Annotated in this window: 20 protein-coding genes; 14 read left to right on the top strand and 6 right to left on the bottom strand. The window is 68.8% G+C overall.

Features of this window, described 5'->3' with window-relative positions; all coding sequences use genetic code 11:
• Positions 1-5 precede the first annotated feature (5 nt).
• From gltX to AB0M63_RS36185, 3 genes are all read right to left on the bottom strand, one after another.
• Positions 6-1,490: a glutamate--tRNA ligase gene (gene gltX / locus AB0M63_RS36195; protein ID WP_366022342.1), complete on the bottom strand. Its 1,485-nt coding sequence runs from the start codon at positions 1,488-1,490 to the stop codon at positions 6-8.
• A complete protein-coding gene (locus AB0M63_RS36190; protein ID WP_355925108.1) occupies positions 1,483-2,259 on the bottom strand; it encodes a fumarylacetoacetate hydrolase family protein in 777 nt (258 codons plus the stop codon). Before AB0M63_RS36190 ends, gltX begins: the two co-directional genes overlap by 8 nt.
• Positions 2,260-2,338: 79 nt before the next feature.
• On the bottom strand, positions 2,339-2,524 hold the full coding sequence (locus AB0M63_RS36185; protein ID WP_355925110.1) for a hypothetical protein: 186 nt from the start codon (positions 2,522-2,524) through the stop codon (positions 2,339-2,341).
• A 572-nt stretch (positions 2,525-3,096) separates the two neighbouring features.
• Here AB0M63_RS36185 and AB0M63_RS36180 point away from each other — a divergent pair.
• The 9 genes from AB0M63_RS36180 to AB0M63_RS36140 all read left to right on the top strand — a co-directional run bounded on the left by AB0M63_RS36180 (position 3,097) and on the right by AB0M63_RS36140 (position 17,038).
• A complete protein-coding gene (locus AB0M63_RS36180) occupies positions 3,097-6,990 on the top strand; it encodes a nitrate- and nitrite sensing domain-containing protein (protein WP_366022341.1) in 3,894 nt (1,297 codons plus the stop codon).
• 9 nt (positions 6,991-6,999) lie between these two features.
• A complete protein-coding gene (locus tag AB0M63_RS36175; protein ID WP_005479910.1) occupies positions 7,000-7,413 on the top strand; it encodes a roadblock/LC7 domain-containing protein in 414 nt (137 codons plus the stop codon).
• Positions 7,414-7,524: 111 nt separating this feature from the next.
• Complete coding sequence (locus AB0M63_RS36170; RefSeq protein ID WP_019058642.1) at positions 7,525-7,923, top strand: DUF742 domain-containing protein; 399 nt, start codon at positions 7,525-7,527, stop codon at positions 7,921-7,923.
• On the top strand, positions 7,904-8,479 hold the full coding sequence (locus tag AB0M63_RS36165; protein WP_006375318.1) for an ATP/GTP-binding protein: 576 nt from the start codon (positions 7,904-7,906) through the stop codon (positions 8,477-8,479). The genes AB0M63_RS36170 and AB0M63_RS36165 overlap by 20 nt, the downstream gene beginning before the upstream one ends.
• A gap of 399 nt (positions 8,480-8,878) precedes the next feature.
• A complete protein-coding gene (locus AB0M63_RS36160; RefSeq protein ID WP_366022340.1) occupies positions 8,879-12,184 on the top strand; it encodes a nitrate- and nitrite sensing domain-containing protein in 3,306 nt (1,101 codons plus the stop codon).
• A gap of 10 nt (positions 12,185-12,194) precedes the next feature.
• Positions 12,195-12,608 carry a roadblock/LC7 domain-containing protein gene (locus AB0M63_RS36155; RefSeq protein WP_005479603.1) on the top strand — a complete coding sequence of 138 codons (414 nt, stop codon included), beginning with the start codon at positions 12,195-12,197 and terminating at the stop codon, positions 12,606-12,608.
• Between the two features lie 94 nt (positions 12,609-12,702).
• Positions 12,703-13,275, top strand: coding sequence for a DUF742 domain-containing protein (locus AB0M63_RS36150; RefSeq protein WP_355925118.1), 573 nt, complete (start codon positions 12,703-12,705; stop codon positions 13,273-13,275).
• Entirely contained in the window at positions 13,256-13,837 is a 582-nt protein-coding gene (locus tag AB0M63_RS36145; RefSeq protein WP_009314218.1) for an ATP/GTP-binding protein, read from the top strand. Before AB0M63_RS36150 ends, AB0M63_RS36145 begins: the two co-directional genes overlap by 20 nt.
• Positions 13,838-13,939: 102 nt before the next feature.
• Positions 13,940-17,038: an NACHT domain-containing protein gene (locus AB0M63_RS36140; RefSeq protein ID WP_366022338.1), complete on the top strand. Its 3,099-nt coding sequence runs from the start codon at positions 13,940-13,942 to the stop codon at positions 17,036-17,038.
• Positions 17,039-17,091: 53 nt separating this feature from the next.
• Here AB0M63_RS36140 and AB0M63_RS36135 read toward each other — a convergent pair whose 3' ends face one another.
• Positions 17,092-17,280, bottom strand: coding sequence for an acyl-CoA carboxylase subunit epsilon (locus AB0M63_RS36135; RefSeq protein WP_355925123.1), 189 nt, complete (start codon positions 17,278-17,280; stop codon positions 17,092-17,094).
• A 35-nt stretch (positions 17,281-17,315) separates the two neighbouring features.
• Positions 17,316-18,899 carry an acyl-CoA carboxylase subunit beta gene (locus AB0M63_RS36130; RefSeq protein ID WP_355925126.1) on the bottom strand — a complete coding sequence of 528 codons (1,584 nt, stop codon included), beginning with the start codon at positions 18,897-18,899 and terminating at the stop codon, positions 17,316-17,318.
• Between the two features lie 322 nt (positions 18,900-19,221).
• On the opposite strand from AB0M63_RS36130, the gene AB0M63_RS36125 reads away from it, so the two are divergent.
• Positions 19,222-19,830 carry a YceI family protein gene (locus AB0M63_RS36125; protein ID WP_366022336.1) on the top strand — a complete coding sequence of 203 codons (609 nt, stop codon included), beginning with the start codon at positions 19,222-19,224 and terminating at the stop codon, positions 19,828-19,830.
• Between the two features lie 297 nt (positions 19,831-20,127).
• On the opposite strand, the gene AB0M63_RS36120 is transcribed toward AB0M63_RS36125, so the two are convergent.
• The gene (locus tag AB0M63_RS36120; protein ID WP_355920702.1) at positions 20,128-20,562 is read right to left on the bottom strand and encodes a VOC family protein; all 435 of its coding nucleotides are present in this window, start codon (positions 20,560-20,562) and stop codon (positions 20,128-20,130) included.
• Between the two features lie 231 nt (positions 20,563-20,793).
• On the opposite strand from AB0M63_RS36120, the gene AB0M63_RS36115 reads away from it, so the two are divergent.
• The 4 genes from AB0M63_RS36115 (at position 20,794) to AB0M63_RS36100 (ending at position 26,126) form a co-directional block, all read left to right on the top strand.
• Positions 20,794-22,788 (top strand): tetratricopeptide repeat protein, encoded by a 1,995-nt coding sequence (locus AB0M63_RS36115; RefSeq protein WP_366022335.1) that lies wholly within the window; start codon positions 20,794-20,796, stop codon positions 22,786-22,788.
• 106 nt (positions 22,789-22,894) lie between these two features.
• Complete coding sequence (locus tag AB0M63_RS36110; protein ID WP_355920708.1) at positions 22,895-23,506, top strand: hypothetical protein; 612 nt, start codon at positions 22,895-22,897, stop codon at positions 23,504-23,506.
• Positions 23,503-24,162 (top strand): hypothetical protein, encoded by a 660-nt coding sequence (locus tag AB0M63_RS36105; RefSeq protein ID WP_355920711.1) that lies wholly within the window; start codon positions 23,503-23,505, stop codon positions 24,160-24,162. The genes AB0M63_RS36110 and AB0M63_RS36105 overlap by 4 nt, the downstream gene beginning before the upstream one ends.
• Positions 24,162-26,126: a putative T7SS-secreted protein gene (locus AB0M63_RS36100; RefSeq protein WP_366022333.1), complete on the top strand. Its 1,965-nt coding sequence runs from the start codon at positions 24,162-24,164 to the stop codon at positions 26,124-26,126. The genes AB0M63_RS36105 and AB0M63_RS36100 overlap by 1 nt, the downstream gene beginning before the upstream one ends.
• Positions 26,127-26,322: the final 196 nt, after the last annotated feature.

The raw sequence follows: 26,322 nt of genomic DNA, 5'->3' as shown, positions 1-26,322 counted from the left end.
GTGCCTTACGCGGCCAGCCTGGCGAGGGCCGCGTCGATCCGGGCCAGGGTCTTCTCCTTGCCGAGGATCTCCAGGGACTCGAAGAGCGGCAGGCCGACCGTGCGGCCGGTGACCGCGACGCGGACCGGGGCCTGGGCCTTGCCGAGCTTGAGGCCGTGGGTCTCACCGGCGGCCAGGACGGCCTCCTTGAGGGACTCGGGCGAGGTCCAGTCCGCCGACTCCAGCTTCTCCCGGGCCGTACGGAGAAGGGCGTCCGAGCCCTCCTTCATGGCCTTCGTCCAGGACGCCTCGTCCTGGACGGGCTCGGGCAGGAACAGGAAGTCGACGTTGTCCGTGATCTCGGAGAGGACCTTCAGACGCGTCTGCGCGTGCGGCGCGATCGCCTGCCACTTGGCCTCGTCGAAGTCCTCCGGCGCCCAGGGGGCGAACGGGGCCTTCAGCCACGGGGCGCAGCGCTCCGTGAAGTCCTTCACGTCGAGCAGCCGGATGTGGTCGCCGTTGATCGACTCGCACTTCTTCAGGTCGAAGCGGGCCGGGTTGGGGTTGACGTCCGCGATGTCGAAGGCCGCGACCATCTCGTCGATCGCGAAGACGTCCCGGTCGGCCGAGAGCGACCAGCCGAGCAGCGAAAGGTAGTTGAGCAGTCCCTCGGGCAGGAAGCCGCGCTCCCGGTAGAGGTTGAGCGAGGACTCGGGGTCGCGCTTGGAGAGCTTCTTGTTGCCCTCGCCCATCACGTACGGCAGGTGGCCGAAGGAGGGCACGGACTTCGCGATGCCCAGGTCGGTCAGCGCCTTGTAGAGGGCGATCTGGCGCGGGGTGGAGGAGAGCAGGTCCTCGCCGCGCAGGACGTGGGTGATCTCCATCAGGGCGTCGTCGACCGGGTTGACGAGCGTGTAGAGGGGCGCGCCGTTGGCACGCACGATGCCGTAGTCCGGGACGTTCTCCGGAAGATACGTGATCTCGCCGCGGACCAGGTCCGTGAAGGTGATCGTCTCGTCGGGCATCCGGAAACGGACGATCGGGGCCCGGCCCTCGGCCTTGTAGGCCTCGACCTGCTCTGCGCTCAGGTCGCGGCAGTGGCCGTCGTAGCCGGACGGCTTCCCGGCCGCGCGGGCGGCGGCGCGGCGGGCGTCCAGCTCCTCGGTGGAGCAGTAGCAGTGGTAGGCGCGGCCGGCGTCCTGGAGCTTCTGCGCGACGTCCTTGTAGATGTCCATGCGCTGCGACTGGCGGTACGGCGCGTGCGGGCCGCCGATCTCCGGGCCCTCGTCCCAGTCGAAGCCCAACCAGCGCATCGCGTCGAGGAGTTGGCCGTAGGACTCCTCGGAGTCGCGGGCCGCGTCGGTGTCCTCGATGCGGAAGACGAGCGTGCCCTGGTGGTGCCGGGCGAACGCCCAGTTGAACAGGGCGGTGCGGACCAGGCCGACGTGCGGGTTGCCGGTCGGCGAGGGGCAGAAACGGACGCGGACGGGGGAGGCGGGTGCGCTAGCCACGCTTGACAACCTTGTTGGTGAGAGTGCCGATGCCTTCGATGGTGACGGCGACCTCGTCGCCGACGGTGAGCGGTCCGACGCCTGCCGGGGTGCCCGTGAGGATCACGTCGCCGGGGAGCAGCGTCATGGCCTCGGTGATGTTGACGATCAGGTCCTCGATCGAGTGGATCATCTCGCTGGTGCGGCCGAGCTGCCGCTGCTGCCCGTTGACCGTGAGCTGGACGGTGAGGTCGCTCGGGTCGAGGTCCGTCTCCACCCAGGGGCCGAGCGGGCAGGAGGTGTCGAAGCCCTTGGCCCTGGCCCACTGCTTCTCGCGCTTCTGGACGTCCCGCGCGGTGATGTCGTTGGCGCAGGTGTAGCCGAGGATGACGTCCTTGACGCGCTCGCGCGGGACCTCGCGGCACATCCGGCCGATGACGACGGCCAGTTCGGCCTCGTGGTGGAGGTCCTCGGTGAAGGAGGGGTACTGGATGTCGTCGCCGGGGCCGATCACCGAGGTGGACGGCTTGAAGAAGGCGAAGGGGGCGTCCGGCACCTCGTTGCCCAGCTCCCGGGCGTGCTCGGCGTAGTTGCGGCCGTAGGCGACGACCTTGTTCGGGAGCACCGGGGGCAGGAGGCGGACCTTGCTCAGGGGGACCTTCGTGCCGGAGAGTTCGAAGTCCGCGAACGGGATGCCCTTGATGATGTCGAGGACGAGCTCGTCCGGGCGGTCGCCCTCGACCGCGCCGAAGGCGACATTCCCGTCGATGGAGAATCTGGCGATACGCACGGGATCCTGGCGCCCCTCACTGACCGGCTGGAGTCTGACGCTCCAGGCTAACGCGGTGCGGGGGCGCCTCCGCGCGCAATTACTCCGCGGCGGCGGTGACCGGGATCTCGTCGAGGATCGTGCGGCGCGGGTTGGCGGTCTGGGCCGGCAGGTCGAGCGAGTGTTCCTGCTGCTCCGGCGTCTGCAGGGCGTCGGCGTCCGAGAGGTGCGCCAGCGTGGTGCGTCGCGGGTTGGCAATGTTGCGGAACATCATCGTCGTCTTCACTGTTGTACTCGACCCTCGTCGTCCATGGGTGGGTGGTTGACAGGTTGTGCCCTCATGTAAAGCGTCAGGCTAAACATGCAATTCCCGGCCGAAGGCGCGAAGAGCCCATGATCCGCGTGTGAGTTTGCTCACCACCGCGCGGGCAAAACGGCCAATTCGGTCCCCCAACTCACCTCAACGAAACGGACATTGACTGCCTGAAGCTGCTATTCCGCTCCTGATCATGGCGACTGGGGCACATCCCATGCCCAGCGGGATCGTGGGGATATGCCCACTTTGGGGTGAATAGCTTTCTACGTCTCGTGACACTGTCCTCACGGGGTGTCACACAGGTCACAGCCTGGCCTACGGGCCTTGTTGGAGATCCGGCACTGTGCTGGAATTCCACGGACCGCCGCAGAATCAGCCCGGCGCGCAGAGGGCGCAACGCAGCGCCAGGGGCGGCGGAAGGGGGAGCAGCGCCGGTCACTCACGACCACACACTGGGGGGCGCGTTCAGGGCGCTCCCTAAGACGCCGACACCGTCCTTCCGTTCGCGCGGAGGGGCGCCTGGTCCAGAGGTTGCGACGCTAGTGCAGGGACGTTTCAAGAGGGATGGCAGTGCTTCGGCGGAGCCGGAGCCGCATGGCGGGGCTGGCCCCAAGACCGGCAGCTCCTCGCCCCAGCACGCCCAGAACCCGGGCCCGGCCCCGTCAGGCGACGGTGGAGCCCCCGGGCGCCCTGGTGTGTCCGCAACCCCGACTCCCCCGCCCCCGGTGAAGCCGCCGGCGGGCCCGGCCGGACCCGGCCCCCGCGTCGCCCTGCGGAACTGGCGCATCTCCACGCGCCTGGTGTCGCTGCTCGCGCTCCCCGTGGTCGCGGCCACCTCGCTGGGCGCCCTGCGCATCAGCGACTCCATGACCGACATCCAGCAGCTCGACAACATGAAGCTGCTGACGGACATGACCAAGCAGGCCACCGCGCTGGCCACCGCGCTCCAGGACGAGCGCGACATGTCGGCCGGTCCCCTGGCGCACGGTGGCAAGTCCACCGACTACGAGGTCAAGGGCTACGAGGAGAAGACCGACCGCGCCAAGGACAACTTCATCAACGCCTCGGAAGAGGTGGACAGCGCCAGCAAGAGCGGCAACCTCCAGGGCGTCCGGGAGAGCCTGGTCGGCCTCGCCACCGAGCTGGACAACCTCGACAAGATCCGCAAGACGGCGTACCAGTCGAAGAACAACTCGACGCAGACGGTCGACGCCTACCACCGGCTGATCACCCAGTTGCTCGACCTCTCGCAGGACATGGCGGAGGCCACCAGCAACCCGGAGATGATCCAGCGCACCCGCGCCCTGGCGGCCTTCTCCTCCGCCAAGGAGTTCTCCTCGGTCCAGCGCGCCGTGATCGCGGCCGCGCTGCCGAACAACAACACGCAGCAGGGCAAGCTCTCCGACAACGACCGGCTGTACGCCGACTCCGCCCTGGAGAGCGAGAAGTCCGAGCTCGCCATCTTCCGCAACATCTACGGCGACCAGGGCGCCGAGGAGCTCATCCAGCCGATCGAGGACAGCAACCCGATCATCGAGTCGGCGGACACCTACGCACAGCGTGTCCTCGACAACAGCAACGGCCTGGCCTCGCTGGACAAGCGGTCCTACAAGGACTGGGTGGACGACAGCTCGACCAAGATCGAGCAGATGAAGAAGATCGAGCACTCGCTCCTGGAGGACATGGAGCAGAAGGCCCGCGAGCTGCGCTCCGCCTCCGAACGCGAGGCGATCATCTCCGGTGCGCTGATCCTGCTCGTGCTCGGTGTCTCCCTCGTCGGCGCCTTCGTCATCGCCCGGTCCATGATCCGCTCGCTGCGCCGCCTCCAGGAGACCGCCAACAAGGTCGCCCAGGACCGCCTGCCCGAGCTGGTCAAGCAGCTCTCCGAGTCCGACCCGCAGGACGTCGACACGTCCGTGGAGTCGGTCGGTGTGCACTCCCGGGACGAGATCGGCCAGGTGGCCGCGGCCTTCGACGACGTGCACCGCGAGGCCGTCCGCCTCGCCGCCGAGCAGGCCCTTCTGCGGGGCAACGTCAACGCGATGTTCACCAACCTCTCGCGCCGCTCGCAGGGCCTCATCCAGCGTCAGCTCTCGCTCATCTCCGAACTGGAGTCGCGCGAGGCCGACCCGGACCAGCTCTCCTCGCTCTTCAAGCTCGACCACCTCGCGACCCGTATGCGCCGTAACGGTGAGAACCTCCTGGTCCTCGCCGGTGAAGAGCCCGGCCGCCGCTGGACCCGCCCGGTCCCGCTGGTCGACGTGCTGCGCGCCGCCGCCTCCGAGGTGGAGCAGTACGAGCGCATCGAGCTGGCCTCCGTGCCGACCACCGAAGTGGCCGGCCGTGTGGTCAACGACCTCGTGCACCTCCTCGCCGAGCTGCTGGAGAACGCGACCTCGTTCTCCTCGCCCCAGACCAAGGTCAAGGTCACCGGTCACGCGCTGCCCGACGGCCGCGTCCTGATCGAGATCCACGACACCGGCATCGGCCTCTCCCCCGAGGACCTCGCGGCGATCAACGAGCGGCTCGCCTCGCCGCCCACCGTGGACGTCTCGGTCTCCCGCCGCATGGGTCTGTTCGTGGTCGGCCGCCTCTCGCAGCGCCACGGCATCCGCATCCAGCTCCGCCCCTCCGACTCCGGTGGTACGACCGCGCTGGTCATGCTCCCCGTCGACGTCGCCCAGGGTGGCAAGAAGCCCGCTCCGGGCAAGCCCGGCCAGGCCGCCGTCGGTTCCGCCGCGGCGGCTGCCGCGGCCGGTGCCGGTGCGGCCCGCCGGGGCAACGGCCAGGGCGGCTCCGCCCTCGGCGCGGGTGCCTCCGGCGGTGGCAACGGTGGACTTCTCGGTGCCGGGGCCGCTCCGCGCGGCCAGGTCGGTGCCGGTCAGGGCCCGCGGGCCGCGCTGCCCGGTGCGGGCGGCGGACGTCCCGGTGGTCCGGGCGGTGCGCGTGGCCCGCAGGGCCCCTCGGCGCCGCAGGGCCGTTCGAGCGGCTCCGGTGTCTTCGGCGGCCAGGCGCCCGGTGCCCCGCAGGGCCTCCAGGCCGCCGGTCCCGGTGCGCAGCAGGGCTTCGGCGACGGCCGCCAGGACGCCTTCGGCGGGATGCCGCCGCAGGGCAACCCGGTGCCGCCGCAGCGGACGGGCGGCGACGAGCCCGAGCCGCCCCGCGGTGGTGGCCGCCGACGCGGACGTCAGCCGCAGCTCCCGCCGCGCGGTGGCGCGCGGGCCGAGCTGCCGGGTGGCAACCAGCGCCCGAGCTGGAGCGACGAGAACGCGCAGCCCCCGCTGGGCCGCGGCAACCTCGACGCCCCGCGCGGCCACGACGAGCGGGACGCCGAGCAGACCTCCCGGATGCCGCGCATCGACGACCGTCAGGGCCCCGCGGCCACGACGGAGATGCCGGCGATCCCGCGCCCCGACGCGCAGTTCCCGCGCGGACCGCAGGACACCGGCTCCTTCCCGCGCCCCGGGGCCAACGGATCCCAGGACACGGGGTCGTTCCCGCGGCCGGGTGCCAACGGACGCCAGGACACCGGGTCGTTCCCCCGGCCCGGCGCGAACGGCTCGCCGCAGGACACCGGTTCGTTCCCGCGGCCGGACTTCGACACCCCGCGCCCCGGTGCCAACTCCCCGCAGAACGGCGGCCAGTTCGTCCGCTCGGACGTCTTCGGCACTCCGCCGAGCGGTCCGAACGGCGCGGCCAACAACCCGTCCAATCCGGCCAACACGGGACAGTTCGCCGTCCCGCAGTCCTACGACCCCAGCTCCACGGGTCAGTTCGCGACGCCGGGCTTTGACAACGGGTCCACCGGTCAGCACAATCTGCCGAGCCGTCAGAACCCCGCGAACAGCGGGCAGTTCGAGCGGCCGCAGGTCAACGGGAACCGCAACGGCGCCGACTTCGGCGCCCCGCGGCCGCCCGCCCCGCAGCGTCCCACCCGCCAGGAGCCCGAGGCGTTGCCGCCTGCCACGGGTCCCGGTGACGGCAGGACGCCGCTGTACGACACGCTGGAGACCAACTGGTTCCACGGCCAGCAGGCGGAACAGCAGAGCAACGGCTCCTCCCAGAGCAACGGCTCCGCTTCCGCCCAGCCGCAGGCACCGCAGGCTCCGGCGACACCCCCCCAGCGTTCCACGGGCGGTACCTGGCGCAGTTCGCCGAACGACGACCTCGTTCGGCAGGCAGAGCGTGTCAGGCAACCGGCCGCGGGCGGCGTCACCACCTCCGGCCTGCCGCGCCGGGTGCCCAGGGCGAACCTCGTCCCGGGCACGGCTCAGCAGCAACAGCACCAAACCGGTCCGCAGGTCTCCCGTGCGCCTGACGACGTACGCGGCCGGCTGACCAATCTCCGTCGGGGCATCGCACAGGGCCGCCAGGCCGGTACGGGTACCGGCCAGACCGGCAGCTTCCCCAGCCCCACTCACCAGCAGGAGCGTTAGTTGAGCCAGATGAGCCAGGCGGCACAGAACCTCAACTGGTTGATAACCAACTTCGTGGACAACACCCCGGGTGTGTCCCACACCGTCGTCGTGTCTGCCGACGGACTCCTTCTGGCGATGTCGGAAGGGTTCCCGCGCGACCGCGCCGACCAGCTCGCGGCCGTGGCCTCCGGGCTCACCTCACTGACGGCCGGGGCGTCCCGGATCTTCGAGGGCGGCGACGTGGCACAGACGGTCGTGGAGATGGAGCGGGGTTTCCTCTTCCTCATGTCCGTCTCGGACGGCTCGTCCCTGGCAGTGCTCGCACACCCCGAGTGCGACATCGGCCTTGTCGGGTACGAGATGGCACTGCTCGTCGACCGTGCGGGGGCGGTCCTCACCCCGGACCTGCGCGCCGAACTCCAGGGCAGTCTGCTTCACTGACCGGCCCCGGCACCACCCGTCTCACCAAATCACCGTCCGGCCGCCACAATCCCCCCACCGGCCCTGTCAGACGGCTAGCCCGACCGACTTGCTGTCCCGCCCGGAGGATTCATGACCCCGCCCACCGCCTCTCATGATCCGTACGCCGAGCCGTACGGGGACGAGGGCGACCAGCCGCTGGTACGTCCTTATGCGATGACCGGCGGCCGGACCCGGCCGCGCTACCAGCTCGCCATAGAGGCCCTGATCAGCACCACGGCCGATCCGGCAGCGCTGATGGGACTGCTTCCTGAGCACCAGCGCATCTGCCACCTGTGCCGCGAGGTCAAGTCGGTCGCGGAGGTGTCGGCGCTCCTCGCCATGCCCCTCGGCGTGGCCAGGATCCTCGTCGCGGACCTCGCCGAGGCCGGACTGGTGGCCATCCACCAGCCGGGCGGCGACGAGAACAACGGCGGCGCTCCGGACGTGACGCTGCTCGAAAGGGTGCTCAGTGGACTTCGCAAGCTCTGACGGAGGGCGGGCGACCACCTCCGCGAAGATCGTGGTGGCGGGTGGCTTCGGCGTCGGCAAGACCACGTTCGTGGGTGCCGTCTCGGAGATCAACCCGCTGCGCACGGAGGCCGTCATGACGTCCGCGAGCGCGGGCATCGACGACCTCACCCACACCGGGGACAAGACCACCACCACGGTGGCCATGGACTTCGGCCGTATCACCCTGGACCAGGACCTGATCCTCTACCTCTTCGGTACGCCGGGTCAGGACCGCTTCTGGTTCATGTGGGACGACCTGGTGCGCGGCGCGATCGGCGCCGTCGTCCTGGTGGACACCCGCCGTCTCGCCGACTGCTTCCCCGCGGTCGACTACTTCGAGAACAGCGGGCTGCCCTTCGTCATAGCCCTCAACGGTTTCGACGGCCACCAGCCGTACAACCCCGAAGAGGTACGCGAGGCGCTGCAGATCGGTCCGGACGCACCGATCATCACGACGGACGCCCGGCACCGCTCGGACGCCAAGAGTGCGCTGATCACGCTGGTCGAGCACGCACTCATGGCTCGGCTGCGGTAGCTTCCGGACAGGCCCGAAGCAGTGTTCAAGTCGGCAGCGCCATACGGTAGTTGTCGTAGATGTCCCGGAGCCGGCTGTGGCCTTTGACACGGTCGGCCCCGGTGTTCATAACGTTTCGGCAGAGGAATCCGGTGGTACCGCCACGCGTCGCGGTCATCCGGTGCCACTGCGCTAGCAAAGCCCCGTCTTTTGACGGGGCTCGCTCTTTATGACCGATTTATCTGGGGCTTACATCACTCGGAATCAGCGGTTCCGACTGTTTGGAATCGCGCATGCTGACGTGCTGGAATGCCTGAACTGCCCAATAGTCAACGACGTACTGATACTCAGAGGTTGTTGACGGGCTTGAGACACTGCGGCACGACGATAGGTGCCGACCGCCGGAAGGTTGTTGGTCGAGTGAGGCGAAGCAAGAACGGTCCCGAGCCGTCGGCCCGGGGCAACTTCACCCCGCCGCCGCGCGGAGCGGCGCCCGCCCCTGTGCCAGGCTCGGAGCCGACGGCGCCACCCGCTCCGAGCGGCGGCCGTCTCTCCCCGCGGAACTGGCGGGTGCCGACCCGGCTGAACGCGATCCTGCTCATACCCGTGGTGGTCGGCCTCGTCATGGGCGGCTTCCAGGTGAAGAGCTCGATCGACACCTGGCAGAACGCGGAGGACGCGGAGAAGACCGCCCGGCTGGTGCAGGCCGCCCTCAGTTACGGCGACGCGCTGTACGTGGAGCGCGACAGCAGTGCCGCTCCCCTGCTGCTGGGCAACGACAAGGCGACGGTCACCGCGGTCCGCAAGAAGACCGACGCGGCCGCCGACGCCTTCGACGCCGCCGCGCAGAACATGCCGCAGACCGCGGGTCTGAAGCGGCGCCTGAAGCTCTTCCGCGCCGAGGAGCCCAACCTCCAGTCGCTGCGCGCGGCCGCCTACACCACCAAGCTCAGCGGTGTGCAGACCGAAGAGGGCTACACGGAGATCGCCCACCCCCTGATGGAGTTCGCCAACGAACTCGGTCTCGGCACCGGCAACATCACCAGCTACGGCCGTACCGTCTACGCGATCTCGCTGACCAAGGCCGCCCTGTCGCTGGACCGCTCGATCGGCATGCACATGCTGGTCAAGCCGGGTCCCGACGACAGCAACCTGGCCAGCCAGCGCGTCGCCCTCACGTCGTACGCCTATCTCCAGCGCATCGCCGTCGAGGAGTACACCGGCGGTGGCACCCAGGAGGACGCCGACAAGCTCACGGCGGCCCAGGCGAAGATGACCACCGACGGCGCCGCCATGGTCCAGCAGGCCAAGGCCAAGGACCCCAACTACGTGGCCCCGCCGGCCAACCCGACCACCATGGTCACCTACCTCGGGCAGCTCCAGGGCACCGACCCCTCCTACCGCGAGGCCCTCGCCACGAAGGGCGTCACCGCGCAGAACTGGTGGGCGGTGACCACCCTCCAGTACAACGCGTATCACAAGATCGAGTTCGATCTCGCCGACAACGCGGTGACCGAGGCCGCCGGCATCGCCGACGACGCCAAGCAGTCGGCGATCATCACCGGTGCCGCCGTCGTGGTCGCGCTGCTCGCCGCGTTCATCCTGGCCGGCATGGTGGCCCGCCAGATGAGCCGCGCGATGCGCCAGCTCCGCAACGCCGCCTTCGGCATCGCCGAGCAGCGGCTGCCGATGCTGGTCGACCAGCTCTCGCGCACCGACCCCGGCCGCGTCGACACCCGCGTCCAGCCGATCCCCATCACCACCACGGACGAGATCGGCGAAGTCGCCCGGGCCTTCGACCAGGTCCACCGCGAGGCCGTACGACTGGCCGCCGAGCAGGCCCTCCTGCGGGGCAACATCAACGCGATCTTCACCAACCTCTCGCGCCGCAACCAGTCGCTGATCGAGGGCCAACTGACCCTGATCACCGACCTGGAGAACAACGAGGCCGACCCGGACCAGCTGGAGAACCTCTTCCGCCTGGACCACCTCGCGACCCGTATGCGCCGCAACGGCGAGAACCTCCTGGTCCTCGCCGGCGAGGAGCCCGGCCGCCGCTGGGACCAGCCGGTCCCGCTGGTCGACGTGCTGCGCGCCGCCTCCTCCGAGGTGGAGCAGTACGAGCGCATCGAGCTGTCGGGCGTCCCGGAGGCCGAGATCCACGGCCGCGCCGTGACCGACCTCGTGCACCTGCTCGCCGAGCTGCTGGAGAACGCCACCACGTTCTCCTCGCCGCAGACCAAGGTCCGCGTCACCGCGACCCGTCTCCCCGACGGCCGCGTCATGATCGAGATCCACGACAAGGGCATCGGCCTCACCGCCGAAGACTTCGCGGACATCAACCACAAGCTGGCCAACCCGCCGACCGTGGATGTCGCGATCTCCCAGCGCATGGGCCTGTTCGTGGTCGGCCGGCTCTCCGACCGGCACGGCATCCGCGTCCAGCTCCGCCCCTCGGGCGAGCAGGCCGGTACGACCTCGCTGGTCATGCTGCCGGACGCGATCACCCACGGTGGCGGTGGCGAACAGCAGCTCCAGCGCGACGAGTTCACCGTCTCGCAGATCATGCCGGAGCAGCCGCAGCAGCAGTTCCAGGGCGAGGACTTCAACCACGCCCCCATGCGCACGGCAGCCGAGCTGGGCTTCGACGACACCCGCTACTCCGAGGTGCCGGACGACATCCGCGAGCTCGACCCGGTCGGCCGCTCGCTGATGCGCGAGGAGCGCCGGGCGGCCCTGGAGTCCCAGAAGCCGGGCCAGGAGCTCGAAGCGGGCGACTACCCGGAGTTCGACGACCCGCAGCAGCAGCCGTACGGCAACGGACAGCAGGGCTACCAGGAGCAGCCGACCGGGTACACCGGCCAGCCGGCGTACGAGGAGCAGCAGCAGACGGCGTACGACGAGCCGCAGCAGCCCGCGTACGACGAGCAGTACTTCGCGCCGAACGGCGGGCTGCCGCAGAACGACACCTTCGCCGACTCCTTCCCGTCGAACGGCGGTTACCCGGAGCCCGGGTACGCGGAGCCGGTCCAGGAGGAGCACGCGTCGGCGCACTCCGCGGCCCCGGAGACTTATCCGGCCTTCGAAGAGCCGTCCTACCAGGACGACTGGCCGCAGCAGGACGGTTACCGCAACGGGTACCCGGACCAGTACGCTCCGGAAGCGGAGTCCACGCAGGCCGCTGACGTGAGTGAGCGGGACCACGTAGGCTTCGACCGTCCGGGACCGGGACCGGCCCCCTCCGCCGTGCACGCGCTGACCGACGCCGGCCTGCCGCGCCGCGGTTCGGCCGCGAACGGCTCAGGCGGTGCGCAGCCCGCGCACCGGGAGCCGTCGACCTCCGCGCCGGAGAGCAAGACCAACATGTTCGGCGCGGCGAACGGCACCGCGAACGGCAACGGCAACGGCAGTGCCAACGGCACCACCGGAACCGTGGACTGGCGGTCGGCGAACGACGAGCGCTGGCAGCAGGCGTCGGCGCTGAAGAAGCCGAAGGCGGGCGGGGTCACCTCCTCCGGCCTGCCGCGGCGGGTACCCAAGGCCAACCTGGTCGAGGGCACCGCCGAGAGCACCCCCCAGGGCGGCCCACAGGTCTCCCGCGCTCCCGAGGACATCCGGGGCAGGCTGAGCAACCTGCGTCGCGGGGTTCAGCGGGGACGCAGCGCAGGTAGTGAAACGAACGGTCAGGGCTTCGGCCCCGACAGCACCTACAACCAGGAGCGTTAGTGTGAGCCCGATGAGCCAGGCGGCGCAGAACCTGAACTGGTTGATCACCAACTTCGTGGACAACACCCCCGGTGTGTCCCACACGGTGGTGGTCTCCGCCGACGGACTCCTTCTGGCGATGTCCGAAGGTTTCCCGCGTGACCGTGCCGACCAGTTGGCGGCCGTCGCGTCGGGTCTGACCTCCCTCACCGCCGGTGCCTCGCGCATCTTCGAGGGCGGCAGCGTGAACCAGACGGTTGTGGAGATGGAGCGGGGATTCCTCTTCATCATGTCCGTATCCGACGGTTCCTCGCTCGCGGTGCTCGCACACCCCGAGGCGGACATCGGCCTCATTGGGTACGAGATGGCCCTTCTGGTGGACCGTGCGGGTACGGTCCTGACCCCGGACCTTCGAGCAGAGCTCCAGGGGAGCCTTCTCAACTAACAGACGGACGGTGCGTTTTGGCGTCCCGAGGCCATAAGGTTTCGGGACGCGGCTCCACATTGATGGGTGCCCGGCACAGTCGGAGGAGGAGAAAGTGGCAACACCCCCAGGCGGTTCGTCTTCGGGCAACTGGTCGTACGGCCCCGGCCAGGGGCAGGGCGACGGTTCCCAGAACCGGTACAACTTCCCCTCCTCGCCGTCCCCGCGCCGCCAGCCGTACCCGCAGGGCCCCGGTCCGTCGCCGTACGACCAGCCGCCGGCGCCGCGCATCCAGCCCGTGCAGCCGCACCGCCGTTCCCCCGAAGCCGCGCCCGCGGGGGCGGCGAACAACCCCTTGGTGCGTCCGTACGCCATGACCGGTGGCCGGACCCGCCCGCGCTACCAGCTCGCCATCGAGGCGCTGGTGCACACCACCGCGCAGCCGCACCAGATGCAGGGCCAGTTGCCCGAGCATCAGCGGATCTGCAACCTCTGCCGGGAGATCAAGTCGGTGGCCGAGATCTCGGCCCTCCTGACGATCCCTCTCGGTGTGGCCAGGATCCTCGTCGCCGACTTGGCGGAGGCGGGCCTGGTCGCCATTCATCAGCCCGGCGGCGACGAGAACGCCGGCGGCCAGCCAGATGTGACACTGCTCGAAAGGGTGCTCAGTGGACTTCGCAAGCTCTAGCGGCGGTCCTTCCCGCTCCACCACCTCGGCGAAGATCGTGGTGGCGGGTGGCTTCGGCGTGGGCAAGACCACGTTCGTCGGGGCCGTCTCGGAGATCAACCCGCTGCGTACCGAGGCTGTGATGACGTCGGCATCGGCCGGCATCGACGACCTCACCCACACCGGAGACAAGACGACCACCACGGTCGCCATGGACTTCGGACGCATCACCCTGGACCAGGACCTGATCCTGTACCTGTTCGGCACCCCCGGCCAGGACCGCTTCTGGTTCATGTGGGACGACCTGGTGCGCGGCGCGATCGGCGCGATCGTGCTCGTGGACACCCGCCGTCTCGCCGACTGCTTCCCCGCGGTCGACTACTTCGAGAACTCGGGTCTCCCCTTCGTCATCGCCCTCAACGGCTTCGACGGCCAGCAGCCGTACAACCCCGACGAGGTCCGCGAGGCCCTGCAGATCGGCCCGGACACCCCGATCATCACGACCGATGCCCGCCACCGCGCGGACGCCAAGTCGGCTCTGATCACGCTGGTCGAGCACGCACTGATGGCCCGCCTGCGGTAGCCAACTCACTTGTGCCGAGGGGTCCTTTCCTGCCGGAGAGGGCCCCTTTGTCGTACCCCGCTGCCACAATGAACGCTCTTGGGTCCGGCGAGGGGGACGGAAATGAGCGCGGAGGCGGCGGCACTGCGTCTGGGGACGACCGTGGCGAACACGGCGGCGCAGATGTGGCTCGGGGGCAAGCGGCGGGAGCAGGAGCGCCGGCTGTCGATGGAGGATCTCGTCCTCGTACGGGTGCCGGGTCTGCGCCAACAGCGCAGCGTCCGGCGCCAGTTCGAGGAGATGGCCGACACGGTCGCGGCGCGGATCGAACCGTTCCTGGCCCAGGAGTTCCGCGGCCTCGACGAGAACGGCCGGGAGGCGGCCCTCAACGGCGTGTGCGACACGTTCGCACGCGCGGACCTGTCGGACGAGGCGGTGTTGGCGGCCGACGCGCAACCGGCCGAACTGATCCGCCGCATCACGGCATCGGTGAGTCCACCGGTAGGCCTCAGCGAACCGGAGACCCGCCTCTACGAACTCCTCTTCACCGAATGCTGCGAGTACTACGTCAGCATCGTGCGGACCCTGCCGGTCTTCGAGGAGCGGACCCTGACCGAACTGCTCGCCCGCACCAGCGCGTTGAGCGACAGGGTCGCCCGCGTCCTCGAACGGCTCCCCGACCGTTCGCTGTTCGCCCCGGACGGCAGCGACCGGGACCAGGAATTCCGCCGCTGGTACATGGAGTTGGTCAGCAACAACCTCGACGAGGTGGAGCTGTTCCGCCGTACGTCCGACCGCGCCGCCGCTCAGGTCCGGCTCTCGGTGGCCTACGTCAGCCTGCGCGCCACCGGCGACGACGGCTCGCGGCGCAGGGCCGTCCGCGCACTGCCCCTGAGGCCCGATCTGAGCGGCTGGGAGGAGTTCGGGGCCGAGAGCTCCGGCATGCGGGTGGAGTCGGCGCTCGGCGGCGCCTCCCGGGTGCTGCTGCGCGGCGAGGCCGGCTCCGGCAAGACCACGCTGCTGCGCTGGCTGGCGATCACGGCGGCGCGGGGCGCCTTCACCGCCGAACTCGCCGACTGGAACGGCCTCACACCGGTCTTCGTCAAGCTCCGCGAGTACAGCGGCCGTCCGCTCCCCAAGAAGCCCGAGGAACTGCTGGACGGTGTCGCCGGGAACATCACCGGGATCATGCCGAAGGGGTGGGTGGAACGCCAACTGCGGGACAACAAGGTCCTGTTGCTGGTGGATGGAGTCGACGAACTCCTCGGCTCCGAGCGCCGCTCGGTACGGGACTGGCTGCGCAAGCTGCTCGGGACATACGCCGGCATACGGGTCGTGGTGACCTCGCGTCCCACCGCCGCCGGAGCGGACTGGCTCCGCCGGGAGGACTTCACCGCGCTCCACCTGGACCGGATGACGCCCCCGGACCTGGCCGCGTTCGTACGGCAGTGGCATCAGGCCGTCCGCGAACTGGGCGACGAACTCCCCTGCGCTGTCGACGAGTTGCCGCGCTACGAACAGTCCCTCCTCAACAGCCTCAAGGACCGCGCCCATCTCCAGTCCCTGGCGGGCACCCCGCTGCTCGCCGCCATGCTCTGCGCGATGCACCTGAACCGGGGCAGCCAACTCCCCCGGGACCGCATGGAGTTGTACCGCAACGCCCTCCACACCCTGGTCCACGACCGCGACGCCGACCGGAACGTACCGAGCGCGCTGGACAGCAAGCTGAGTCTGGGCGACAAGCTGGTCGTGCTGCGGGATCTGGCGTGGCGGCTGTCGGACAACAACCGCAGCGAGATCGGGTTGGATCAGGCGGCCGTGCATGTGACCTCGAAGCTCTTGGGAATGCGGCACCTGGAGGTTCAGGACGGTCACCAGGTCCTCGAACAGCTGAGGGACCGCTCAGGCATCCTCCGCTCCCCCGCCGAGGGTCGCCTCGACTTCGTCCACCGGACCTTCCAGGAGTATCTGGCCGCCGAGGAGGCCACGGACGAGGACCGGATCGGCAATCTGGTCGGGCGGGCTCATCTGGACCTGTGGCGCGAGACGATCATCATGGCCGCCGGGCACGCCAACTCGCGCCAGCGGCACGAGCTGTTGGACGGCATCCTCGACCGCGTGGAGACGGAGCCCCGGCACGCACGGGCGTTGCGGCTGCTCGCTGCTTCGTGTCAGGAGACGATGCCGTCGGTTTCGGATGAGCTTGCGGGGCGGCTGGACGGAGCGATGTCAGCGCTGCTCCCGGCTCGTCGGCCCACGGACGCGCCGGCTCTGGCGGCGGTGGGGCCGAGCCTGCTGCGGCGGTTGCCGCGTTCGCTGGGCGAGTTGACGGAGAAGGCCGCGATACAGACGGTACGGACCGTGGCGATGATCGGGGGCGATGAGGCGCTGGCGTTGATGGTGACGTACGCGGAGGACCGGCGCCCCTACGTGATCGACGAAATCATCGAAGCCTGGGCGTACTTCGACGCGGACGCCTACGGCGAGGAGGTGCTGGCCGGGCTGCCGTTACAGAAGGGACACCAGGTCAAGCTCACGCACTCCCAGCAGTGGCGCGCGGCGACTCGGCTGAGGTCCGTCAGGACGCTGTCAATCCTCTACCCGCTCTCGACGCTCGCTGCCGTGGACCAGCTCCCACCCGTGGAGAATCTGTCGGTCTACAACCTCTGTGGCCCCGGGTACCTCTCCGTGCTGACGGCTCACCCGCAGCTGCAACTGTTCACGGTATTGGGGCGAGGAAAGCTGCACGGGCTCGAATCCGTGGAGAACTTGACGAACCTCTTCTACCTGAGCCTCGGCCACGAGGGTACGGCCGACCTCGACCGTCTGCGTCTTGGGCCGGCCGTGTCGTGGCTGAACCTCTACGAGCTGAGCGAGAGCAGTGAACTGGCCGCTCTGAGCAACTTCCCCGATGTCAGTAACCTTCTTCTGGGGACCGAGACCACATGTACGCCGCGTGGCCTGAGCAGCGTCTCCACCATGACCGGGCTCGAAGACCTCACCCTCCGCGACATCGACCTGCTGAACTGGCTGACAGCACGTGGGCCTCTGCCTGCCGAACTGAGCACGCTCACGCTTCATCGCTGCGTCCTGCCCGGAGACTCCAGCGCCTACCGCGACCTCGGTTTCCTCGACTCGCTGGAGATATCGTCCTGCTGGACTCCCGACGGCACCCCCATCACCACCCTCGACCTCCCGGTCAAGAACCTCACCGTCAACTGAAACGGCCCCACCCTCCCGCAGGAGAGTAGGGCCGTGAACGCGCCGAAAGGAGCTCAGTGCCAGCTGTGCGGAGCCCGAAAGCCCCCCTCGCGCTCCAGCCGGCGCCAGCCGGCCTTGGGCAGGGGACGGTGGGACTCAGTCGTGGGGGCAGCCGCCGCGCGAGCCAGCAGGATCGCCGTGATGGCGGCGACTTCCTCGGGCTCGGCGTGGCCCTTCTCGACACGAATGTCAGGGGTGCTCATAGGTCTCAGTCTCCGTGAGAGAGGTTTCCGCGGGATTACTGCGGGGGGTTGCCGTGCTTACGCGAGGGAAGGTCCGCGTGCTTGGTGTGCAGCATCGCCAGCGACTTGATGAGTACTTCGCGGGTCTCGGCGGGGTCGATGACGTCGTCGACGAGTCCGCGCTCGGCCGCGTAGTACGGGTGCATCAACTCGGACTTGTACTCCTTGACCATGCGCGTCCGCATCGCCTCGGGGTCCTCGGCGTCGGCGATCTGGCGGCGGAAGATGACGTTGGCGGCACCTTCGGCGCCCATCACGGCGATCTCGTTGGTGGGCCAGGCGTAGGTGAGGTCGGCGCCGATGGACTGGCTGTCCATGACGATGTAGGCACCTCCGTACGCCTTGCGGAGGATGAGCGAAATCCTCGGCACGGTGGCGTTGCAGTACGCGTAGAGCAGCTTCGCTCCGTGCCGGATGATTCCGCCGTGCTCCTGGTCGACACCGGGGAGGAACCCCGGAACATCCAGGAACGTAACGATCGGAATGTTAAAAGCGTCACACATCTGGACAAAGCGCGCAGCTTTTTCGCTCGCCTCGATGTCCAGGACGCCGGCCAGGGTCTGCGGCTGGTTGGCGACGATGCCGACGACCTGGCCGTCGAGGCGGGCCAGCGCGCAGATGATGTTGCGGGCCCAGCGCTCGTGGATCTCCAGGTAGTCGCCGTCGTCGACGATCTCCTCGATGACCTTCGCCATGTCGTACGGCCGGTTGCCGTCGGCCGGGACCAGGTCCAGCAGGATGTCCGAGCGGCGCTCGGCCTCGTCGCTCGAATCCGCGCGGGGCGGGTTCTCGCGGTTGTTCTGCGGGAGCATCGACAGGAGGTAGCGCACCTCGGCGAGGCAGGTCTCCTCGTCGTCGTAGGCGAAGTGGCAGACACCCGAGGTCTCGGCGTGGACGTCGGCGCCGCCGAGGCCGTTCTGGGTGATCTCCTCGCCCGTCACCGCCTTGACGACGTCCGGGCCGGTGATGAACATCTGCGAGGTCTCGCGGACCATGAAGACGAAGTCGGTGAGGGCGGGGCTGTAGGCCGCGCCGCCCGCGCACGGGCCGAGCATCACGCTGATCTGCGGGATGACACCGGACGCCTTGGTGTTGCGCTGGAAGATGCCGCCGTAGCCGGCGAGGGCGGAGACGCCCTCCTGGATACGGGCGCCCGCGCCGTCGTTGAGCGACACGAGCGGGGCACCGGCCGCGATGGCCATGTCCATGATCTTGTGGATCTTGGTGGCGTGGGCCTCGCCCAGTGCGCCACCGAAGATCCGGAAGTCGTGCGCGTAGACGAAAACCGTCCGGCCCTCGACCGTGCCCCAGCCGGTGATGACACCGTCGGTGTACGGCTTCTTGGCCTCCAGGCCGAAGCCGACGGCGCGGTGTCGGCGCAGTTGCTCGACCTCGCGGAAGGACCCGGGGTCGAGGAGCAGGTCGATGCGCTCCCGGCCGGTCAGCTTCCCCTTGGCGTGCTGCGCCTCGGTCGCCTTCTCACTCGGGCCGGCCAGCGCCGCCGCACGGATCTCGTGCAGTTCGGCCACTCGCCCGCGCGCGTCCGTCGGCTCACCCGGCGCCTCATCCAAAACGGTCATGTACCGACCCTACGAAGGACACCGAGGAAAGTGCGCCGTCGACTCTGCACAGTCTCGGACCCGTTTTCCTGGTACCCCTGAACAGAACCTCACCGGCATGCAGCCGTTCCGACTGGCCAGCGGGCGTGCCGGTTGTAGAGGTCACACAAAGGCGACAGCTGAGAGCCACCTCACATTCAGACACGACACTGCCATCTCCAGGGTGAATCTCGCGGTACCCCTGCGAATGATGTTGAAGATTGAATGGAATAGGTCTACGGTCCTTCGTGTTGGACTCGTTGAACATTCAACAGAACCGTCCCCTCTCTTCCAGGAGCACGTCATGGGCATCTTCGGCCGCAAGAACGACGACACCGACACCACCTCGGCGCCCGCCGCCGTCAACTCCGACCTGGCCGCGCTGACCGGCGAGTACACCATCGACCCGTCGCACACCACGCTCGGTTTCGTCGCCCGGCACGCCATGGTCACCAACGTCAAGGGCAAGTTCCTCGACTTCTCCGGCACGCTGCACCTGGACGGTTCGGACCCCGCCAAGTCCACCGCGTCCTTCGACGTGAAGATGGACAGCATCGACACGGGTTCGCCGGACCGCGACGGTCACCTCAAGAGCGCCGACTTCTTCAAGATCGACGAGTTCCCGACGATGACGTTCCGCTCCACCTCCGCGGAGGCCCTCGGCGGCGACGACTACCGCATCACCGGTGACCTGGAGATCCTCGGCACCACCAAGCCGCTCACCATCGACCTGGAGTTCAACGGCGCCGCGAAGGACCCGTTCGGCAACGAGCGCGTCGGCTTCGAGGGCAAGGCCGAGATCAAGCGCTCCGAGTGGGGCATCACCTGGAACGCGGCCCTGGAGACCGGTGGCGTCCTCGTCTCCGACAAGATCAAGCTGAACTTCGACATCTCGGCGATCAAGAGCGCCTGACGTCAGGAACGCCTGAGGTCGAGCCATCCGGCCAGATCATCGATCTCGGCCTCCACGGCATCGGCGATGCTCCTGCTGAACTCCACGTCCTGTGGACGGCGTTCACCAGGAGCACGCCGGCCATGCGGTCCGCGGTGACGTCGAGCTTCCCGACGAGCCGGTCGCCGTAGAGGATCGGCAGTGCGAAGCAGCCCCAGCGCGGTGCCGGTGGGCCGGGCGACACCGAGCGCACGCAATCGCGACCTCACCCCTGAGCACCATCAGCTCTCTCGGTCCTCAGCTCTCGGTCCTCGGTCCTCAGTCGAGGCAGAACTCGTTGCCCTCGATGTCCTGCATGTTCTGGCAGGACTCGTTGTACTCGTCGGCGATCAGCAGTTTCCCGCGCACGGCGCCGAGCGCCTCCAGGCGTACGCACTCGGCCTCAAGCGCGGCGAGCCGCTCCTCACCCACGAGCCCGGTGCCGACCCGCACGTCGAGATGCACCCGGTTCTTGACGACCTTGCCCTCGGGAACGCGCTGGAAGTACATGCGCGGGCCGACCCCTGTGGGATCCATACAGACGAACCCCGCGCCCTGGCTCTCGGCCGGCAGTGTGCGCTCGTAGTCGGCCCACGTCTCGTACCCCTCCGGGGGCGGCGGCACGACGTACCCGAGCACCTCGCACCAGAAGCGGGCGACGCGCTCCGGTTCCGCGCAGTCGAAGGTGACCTGGAACTTCTTGATCGACGGCATCCGTCCACCATAGTGGTCACCGGAAACTGCTGTGTGGTGGACGAACGGGCGGAGCCAGTGAGCAGCGACGGCGGGGAACACAGGCAATACAGGGATCACTTCGACTTCCGGGGCAGTACGTTCCACGGGCCGGTCACCGGGAGGGCGGGGTCCCCTCGTGCGGCCCCCTCGCCCACCGCCCTGTCCGCTCTGCCTGCCGCCCCGGCCGTCTTCACGGGCCGCGAGGAGGAAGTGGCCGAGTTGCTGGGCGCGCTGGATCCCGGGGTGGGCGAGGGTTCCGAGTCCGTCGTCATCTCCGCCGTCGCGGGGCTGGGCGGTGTCGGCAAGACGGCCCTCGCGTTGTCCGTGGCGCATGCGGCGCGGGAACGGGGGTGGTTTGCCGGGGGTGCGCTCTTCGTCGATCTGCGGGGATACGACGAGGTTCCGGTGACGGCGGATCAGGCGGTGCTGGCGTTGTTGCGGGCGCTGGGGGTCGCTGACACGGATCTGCCACCTACGGCGGATGAGCAGTACGCGTGCTACCGGGCCGAGTTGAGCTCCCGCGAGCCCGTGTTGATCCTCCTCGACAACGCGTCCGACCCGGCGCAGATCGCTCCGCTGCTGCCGGGAGAAGGGGTCGGGCACCGGGTGCTGGTGACCTCGCGGGAGGTCCAGGACTCCCTCCCTGTACGGCAGTTCGGCGTGACGGGGTTGACGCCGGACGCGTCGCGGGAACTGGTGGATCGGTCCCTTCGGCGGTACGACCCCGGGGATCGCCGGGTCGCGGAGGAGCCGGAGGCGGTACGTCAACTCGGCGCTCTGTGCGGGCACTTGCCGCTTGCGCTGCTGATCGTCTCCGCGTTGCTGCGGCGGCGTCGGCAGCGGCCGGTTTCCACGCTGGTCGGTGAGTTGCAGGCGGCGAGCGACCGGGTGCGGGCGTTGTCGGCGCGGGGTGTCGATCAGTACGGGAAGGAGTTGAGCCTGCGGCCCGTGTTCGATGTGATGTATGCGCGGCTGGAGCCTGAACTGGCTCGGGTTTTCCGGCTGTTGGGGCAGGCGCCCGGGGACAGCATCGGGATCGGACCGGCGGCCAACCTGACCGGCCTGGTCCCGGAGCAACTGGAACCGCTCCTTGAGGAACTGACCGCCGTCTCGCTTCTCACCGCGGTCCCGGGTGACCGGCGCTGGCGGATGCACGACCTCGTACGCCTCTACGCCCGGATCGTCGCCGACGAGCCGGGCGTACGGGACGAAGCGGCCGAGGGTCGTAAGCGTCTGCTGGGCTACTACTCCCAAGTGGCGTTGTCGGCCAAGGCGTACATCGACCGGCGCCCCGACCAGGCGCCCCTCCCGCTCTTCGACGACCGCGAACATGCCCTGCAATGGTTCGACGACGAGCGCACCGGGCTGCTGGCCGCCACTCAGTGGACCGATACCGAAGACCAGGAGCAGCTCCAGGCGGCCATGTGGCTCGCCCTGACCCTGGAAAGTTATCTCAAGCAGCTACGGGCCTTCGACGACTGGGGCATCACGGCGACGGCTGCCTGCGAGGCCGCCCGCAAGGCCGGGCACGCCAGGGGCGAGGCCCTGGCACACAGCTGTCTCGGCAGCGCCCTGCACTTCTTGGAGCGATTCACCGACTCGGAGGCCGCCCACCGAAGAGCGCTGCACCTTTACGCATCGCTCGGCGAGCGCGAGGGCCTGGCCATGACGTGGAACAACCTCGGGCTCACCCTGAGCGCGCTGGGTCGGCACGACGACACGATCGATGCATACAACCAAAGCATGCGCATCTACGCAGAGTTGGGCATGCGGCGTCAAGCGGCCATCACGCGTCAGAACCTCGGCGGCGTGCTGGCAGTGTCGGGTCGCCTGGACGAGTCGTACGACGCATTGAAAGAAGCCCTCGTCACGCTCGTGGAACTCGGCGACAAGGACGGCGAGTCAGCAGCTCAGATCCGTCTTGGTATCACCCTCCGCGCTCTGGGGCGCCACGCGGAAGCCGTGACCGCGTTCACTCGCGGACTGGGACTGTGCGCCGAACTCGGCAACTGGCACGGCAGGGCCAAGGCCTGGAGAGATCTTGGGCTGACCTGGGCAGAGCTCGGGTTGCACAGCCAGGCTCTCGTGGCCTTCACCCGAGCCCGGGACTGGTGGGTATCCCTCGGCGCCAGTGAGGACCTCGCTCTCGAAGAGGGCAACATCGCCGCGCTCCGAGAGGCGGCCCGGCAGAACGCTCAGCCATAGCCCACGGCGAACTCGACGTTGTCGCTCGGTGGAGGTCGTGTGTCTGAATGTGCCCCATGGCAGCTCGCGTTGCAGCCGGGAACGCTGGGGTGTGATGATGCCGGGCATGGCTGACAACGGGGGGAGTTTTCCGCTGCCCGAGCAGAGCCGACGGTCGCCGTTCGCTGATTACGCGGACATGGCTGCACCGGGGCGGGGCGACGCGGATGCGTCCACACCCTCCGCAGCGGCCACACCGGACTGGCTGAAACCGAACGCCCCCGCGGAGCCGGCCGAAGCACCGAAGGCACCGCGGGACGCGGGACCACCCGAGGATCCCGAGGTGGCAGCGCGCAAGCGCGCCTTCGCAGAGTTGCTGGACGAGTTCCGGCGTACGGCGGTCCTGGTTCCGCTCGGGGACGGGCCCGGGCCGGACGAGGAACGTGGGCTGCTCACCGCGGACTTGAACGGCATCCGGTTCATCCTCGCGTTCTCCGACGAACAGGCCCTGGCCCGCTACGCCCAGGCACGCGGCGCGTACGCCCGCGAGTGGACGTACCAGTCGATCCTCGGTGCCCGCCTGCTGGACGTGGCGGTGCCCGCGGCGGGGGTGCCGTGCGGGGTGGCGCTGGACTGTGCGGACGGGCCGGACGGGATGGTGTTCCCGCCGGTGCGAGGGATCGTGCCGGACGCGGCGGCGATCGATGTCGATGACGACACCACGGGGGGTGTGGCATGAGCGGCGGCGAGGACCTGAAGGCAGAGGGTCTGGAGCTCATCACGAAGGGGCTGACCGAGGCGCTCGGTGAGCTCAAGGAACTGGGCATGGTCGGCGTGGCCGGGGCGGGGCGCGGCTTCAGCGACATCGGTCTGACCGGGCTTGAGCTGGGCACGGACGATGTGACCGACGCCTTCGACTCGTTCTGCACCCGCTGGGAGTGGGGCGTGCGCACGCTGATCAACGAGGGGAACAAGTTCGCGCAGGGCGTCGGACTGTCGGCGGGCACCTATTACGAGACCGAGCAGTACGTCGAGGGGACCTTCAAGGTCGTCGCGAACGCGGCCATCGGCAACCCGTACGCGACCGAGGACGAGGTCACCCGGGAGGGCTGGGGCGACATCTACAAGTCCGGGATCTACAGCGGCAACACGGACTTCAGCGCCGAGTCGTGGGACAAGGCGAACGCCAACGTCGAGCAGGGCTGGAAGGACGCGGGCCGCGATGTGATGACCTCCTCCACGCTGGGCCCGATGGGTCTGAACCCGGAGAACCTGCACAGCGCGGCCGGGGTGTCCGACGCCGAGTACGAGAAGTGGCTCGACAGCACCTTCGGTCCCTCCGCCGAGGAACGCGCCAAGGCCGCGCAACAGCAGCAGGGCGGGGACGCGGGCTGATGGGCATCGGTGATCTCGTCAGCGGGATCAAGGACGGCCTCAACAGAGGGCTTGAGGCCGGCGAGGACCTCGTCGACTCGGGCAAGGAGAAACTCGGCGAGGCCATCGACTACACCAGCGACAAGCTGGGCGACGGCCTCGACTACGTCGGTCTGGACAAGGCCGGTGACTGGGTCCACAGCGCGGGCGACCACCTGGCCGCCGATCTGGGCGCCACCCCCAGCGAACAGGGTCTTGGCCACACCGAGGACCCGACCGAGCTGGTGCACGGCAACCCCGACAAGGTCCGGGAGAGCGCCAAGCATCTGAAGGACTTCTACACCGCCTTCGACCATGTCGGGCAGGGCATGAAGAAGGTCGGCTCATCGGGGTGGACGGGCGAGGCCGGGGACGCCTTCCGTGCGAAGTTCGAGATGCACCCCACCAAGTGGCTGCAGGCCGCCGACGCCTGCGAGGACGCGGCGAAGGCTCTGGACTCGTACGCCGACACCATCAAGTGGGCCCAGGGCAAGGCGCAGGAGGCCATCGACCGCTACAAGCGGGGCGAGAAGGCCTACAAGGACGCGGCCGACGCGTACAACAAGAAGGTCGGCGCCTACAACGTCAAGGCCCTGGCCGGTGAGGACCCCGGCCCGAAGCCCGAGCCCTTCGACGAGTCCGCGGGCAAGGCCGACATCGACAGGGCGGCGGACATCCTCGCGGACGCGCGCCGGGGCCGTAACGAGGCGTCGGCCAAGGCCGCCGCCGCCATCAAGGCGGCCCTCGCCCACGCTCCGGCCGAGCCGCCGCCGCTGGACCGGATCGGGGACGATGTCGCCGACGGTTTTCAGGCCTACCACATGGAACTCGCCCATGTGGTCGGGGGCGCTCTCAAGGGCACCGCGGGCCTGCTCAACTTCGCCCGCGGCCTCAACCCGATGGATCCGTACGCCCTCACGCACCCGGCCGCGTACTACCAGAACGTCAGCATGACGCTCTCCGGTCTGGTCTCCACCGCCGCCCACCCCGAACGCGCCCTGCAGGCCGCCGTCGACGGCTTCAAGAAGGACCCCTCCGAGTTCGTCGGCCGCCTCATCCCCGAACTCGTCGGCACCAAGGGCGTGGGCCTGGCCAAGGGCGGGCTGCGGCTGGCCATGGAGGAGGGCGCGGAGGGTGCCGCGACGAATCTGGCGTCCAAGGGGGTGCGCTACGGCGAGGATCTCGGCGAGGCGGGTGTCCACGCGGACACGGTGGAGTCCGGGATGGCGCAGAGGTTCCTGGAGGACCAGCATCCGTCGCTCGACGACCTCAACCAGGGCGCCCGGAAACTCTCCGACGAGGATTTCGCCGACCTCGGCACCGAGCAGAAGCACGCGACGGCCTCTGGTGAGCTGTATGACGGGGCGCACAGGTTCCCGGACACGGACGCGGCAATTTCATACGGGAGGGACGTCTGGAACGAATACGCAGACAGCCTCCCCGAATCAACAAAGAAGTCGCTCTTGGACTATACGAACGACTTGGGTGAGCCGAATCCAAAAAACGCCACCTACCAGGAAATGAACGGATACCTCCGCGGCAACGCCGACCTGGGCACTCCGGACGTGCTCCGTAATATCGAGAACACGGACAAGGCACTGGCCGGAACCCCGGTGCCGCAGGACCTCACAGTGGTCCGCGGACAAGGCGTCGGCCACCTGGGCGCCAATGCACCCTCCCAGCTCGTTGGCAGAACGATCACAGACGAGGGCTACATGTCCACCTCGCTCGGCGACAACGGCGCCGTGCCCGCATTCGCGAACAAGGAAGGCATTTTGCACCTCCGGGTCCCTGCTGGAACTCCGGCACTATGGGTGGAGAATGTCGGCACGTTCGGTATGGGTGAGCGGGAGCTGCTCCTCGGACGCGGTACCTCGTATGAGGTAACTCGCGCCTTCCTGGAAAACGGCCAGTGGCACATCTACGGCAACGTACTGCCGAAGTAGCAGAAGAAGGAAAGCCAAGATGAACTCCGACCATGACGCCAAGCCCCGTTTCGTCAAGCGAACGACCAATCCTCGACTGCACGAGGACGACGGGGCGGGTCTGATCGTCTCCGGGGGGCCGCCACGCTACGCGTTCCGGACCAGCGGTCCCGTGCGCTACGTGGCTGTGGCCGACAACCAAAACGACCTGCTCGGC

Origin of the sequence: Streptomyces sp. NPDC051576, from assembly GCF_040681835.1 — a bacterium.
In the GTDB taxonomy this organism is placed as follows: domain Bacteria; phylum Actinomycetota; class Actinomycetes; order Streptomycetales; family Streptomycetaceae; genus Streptomyces.
This window is presented reverse-complemented; position numbering and strand designations above follow the sequence as displayed.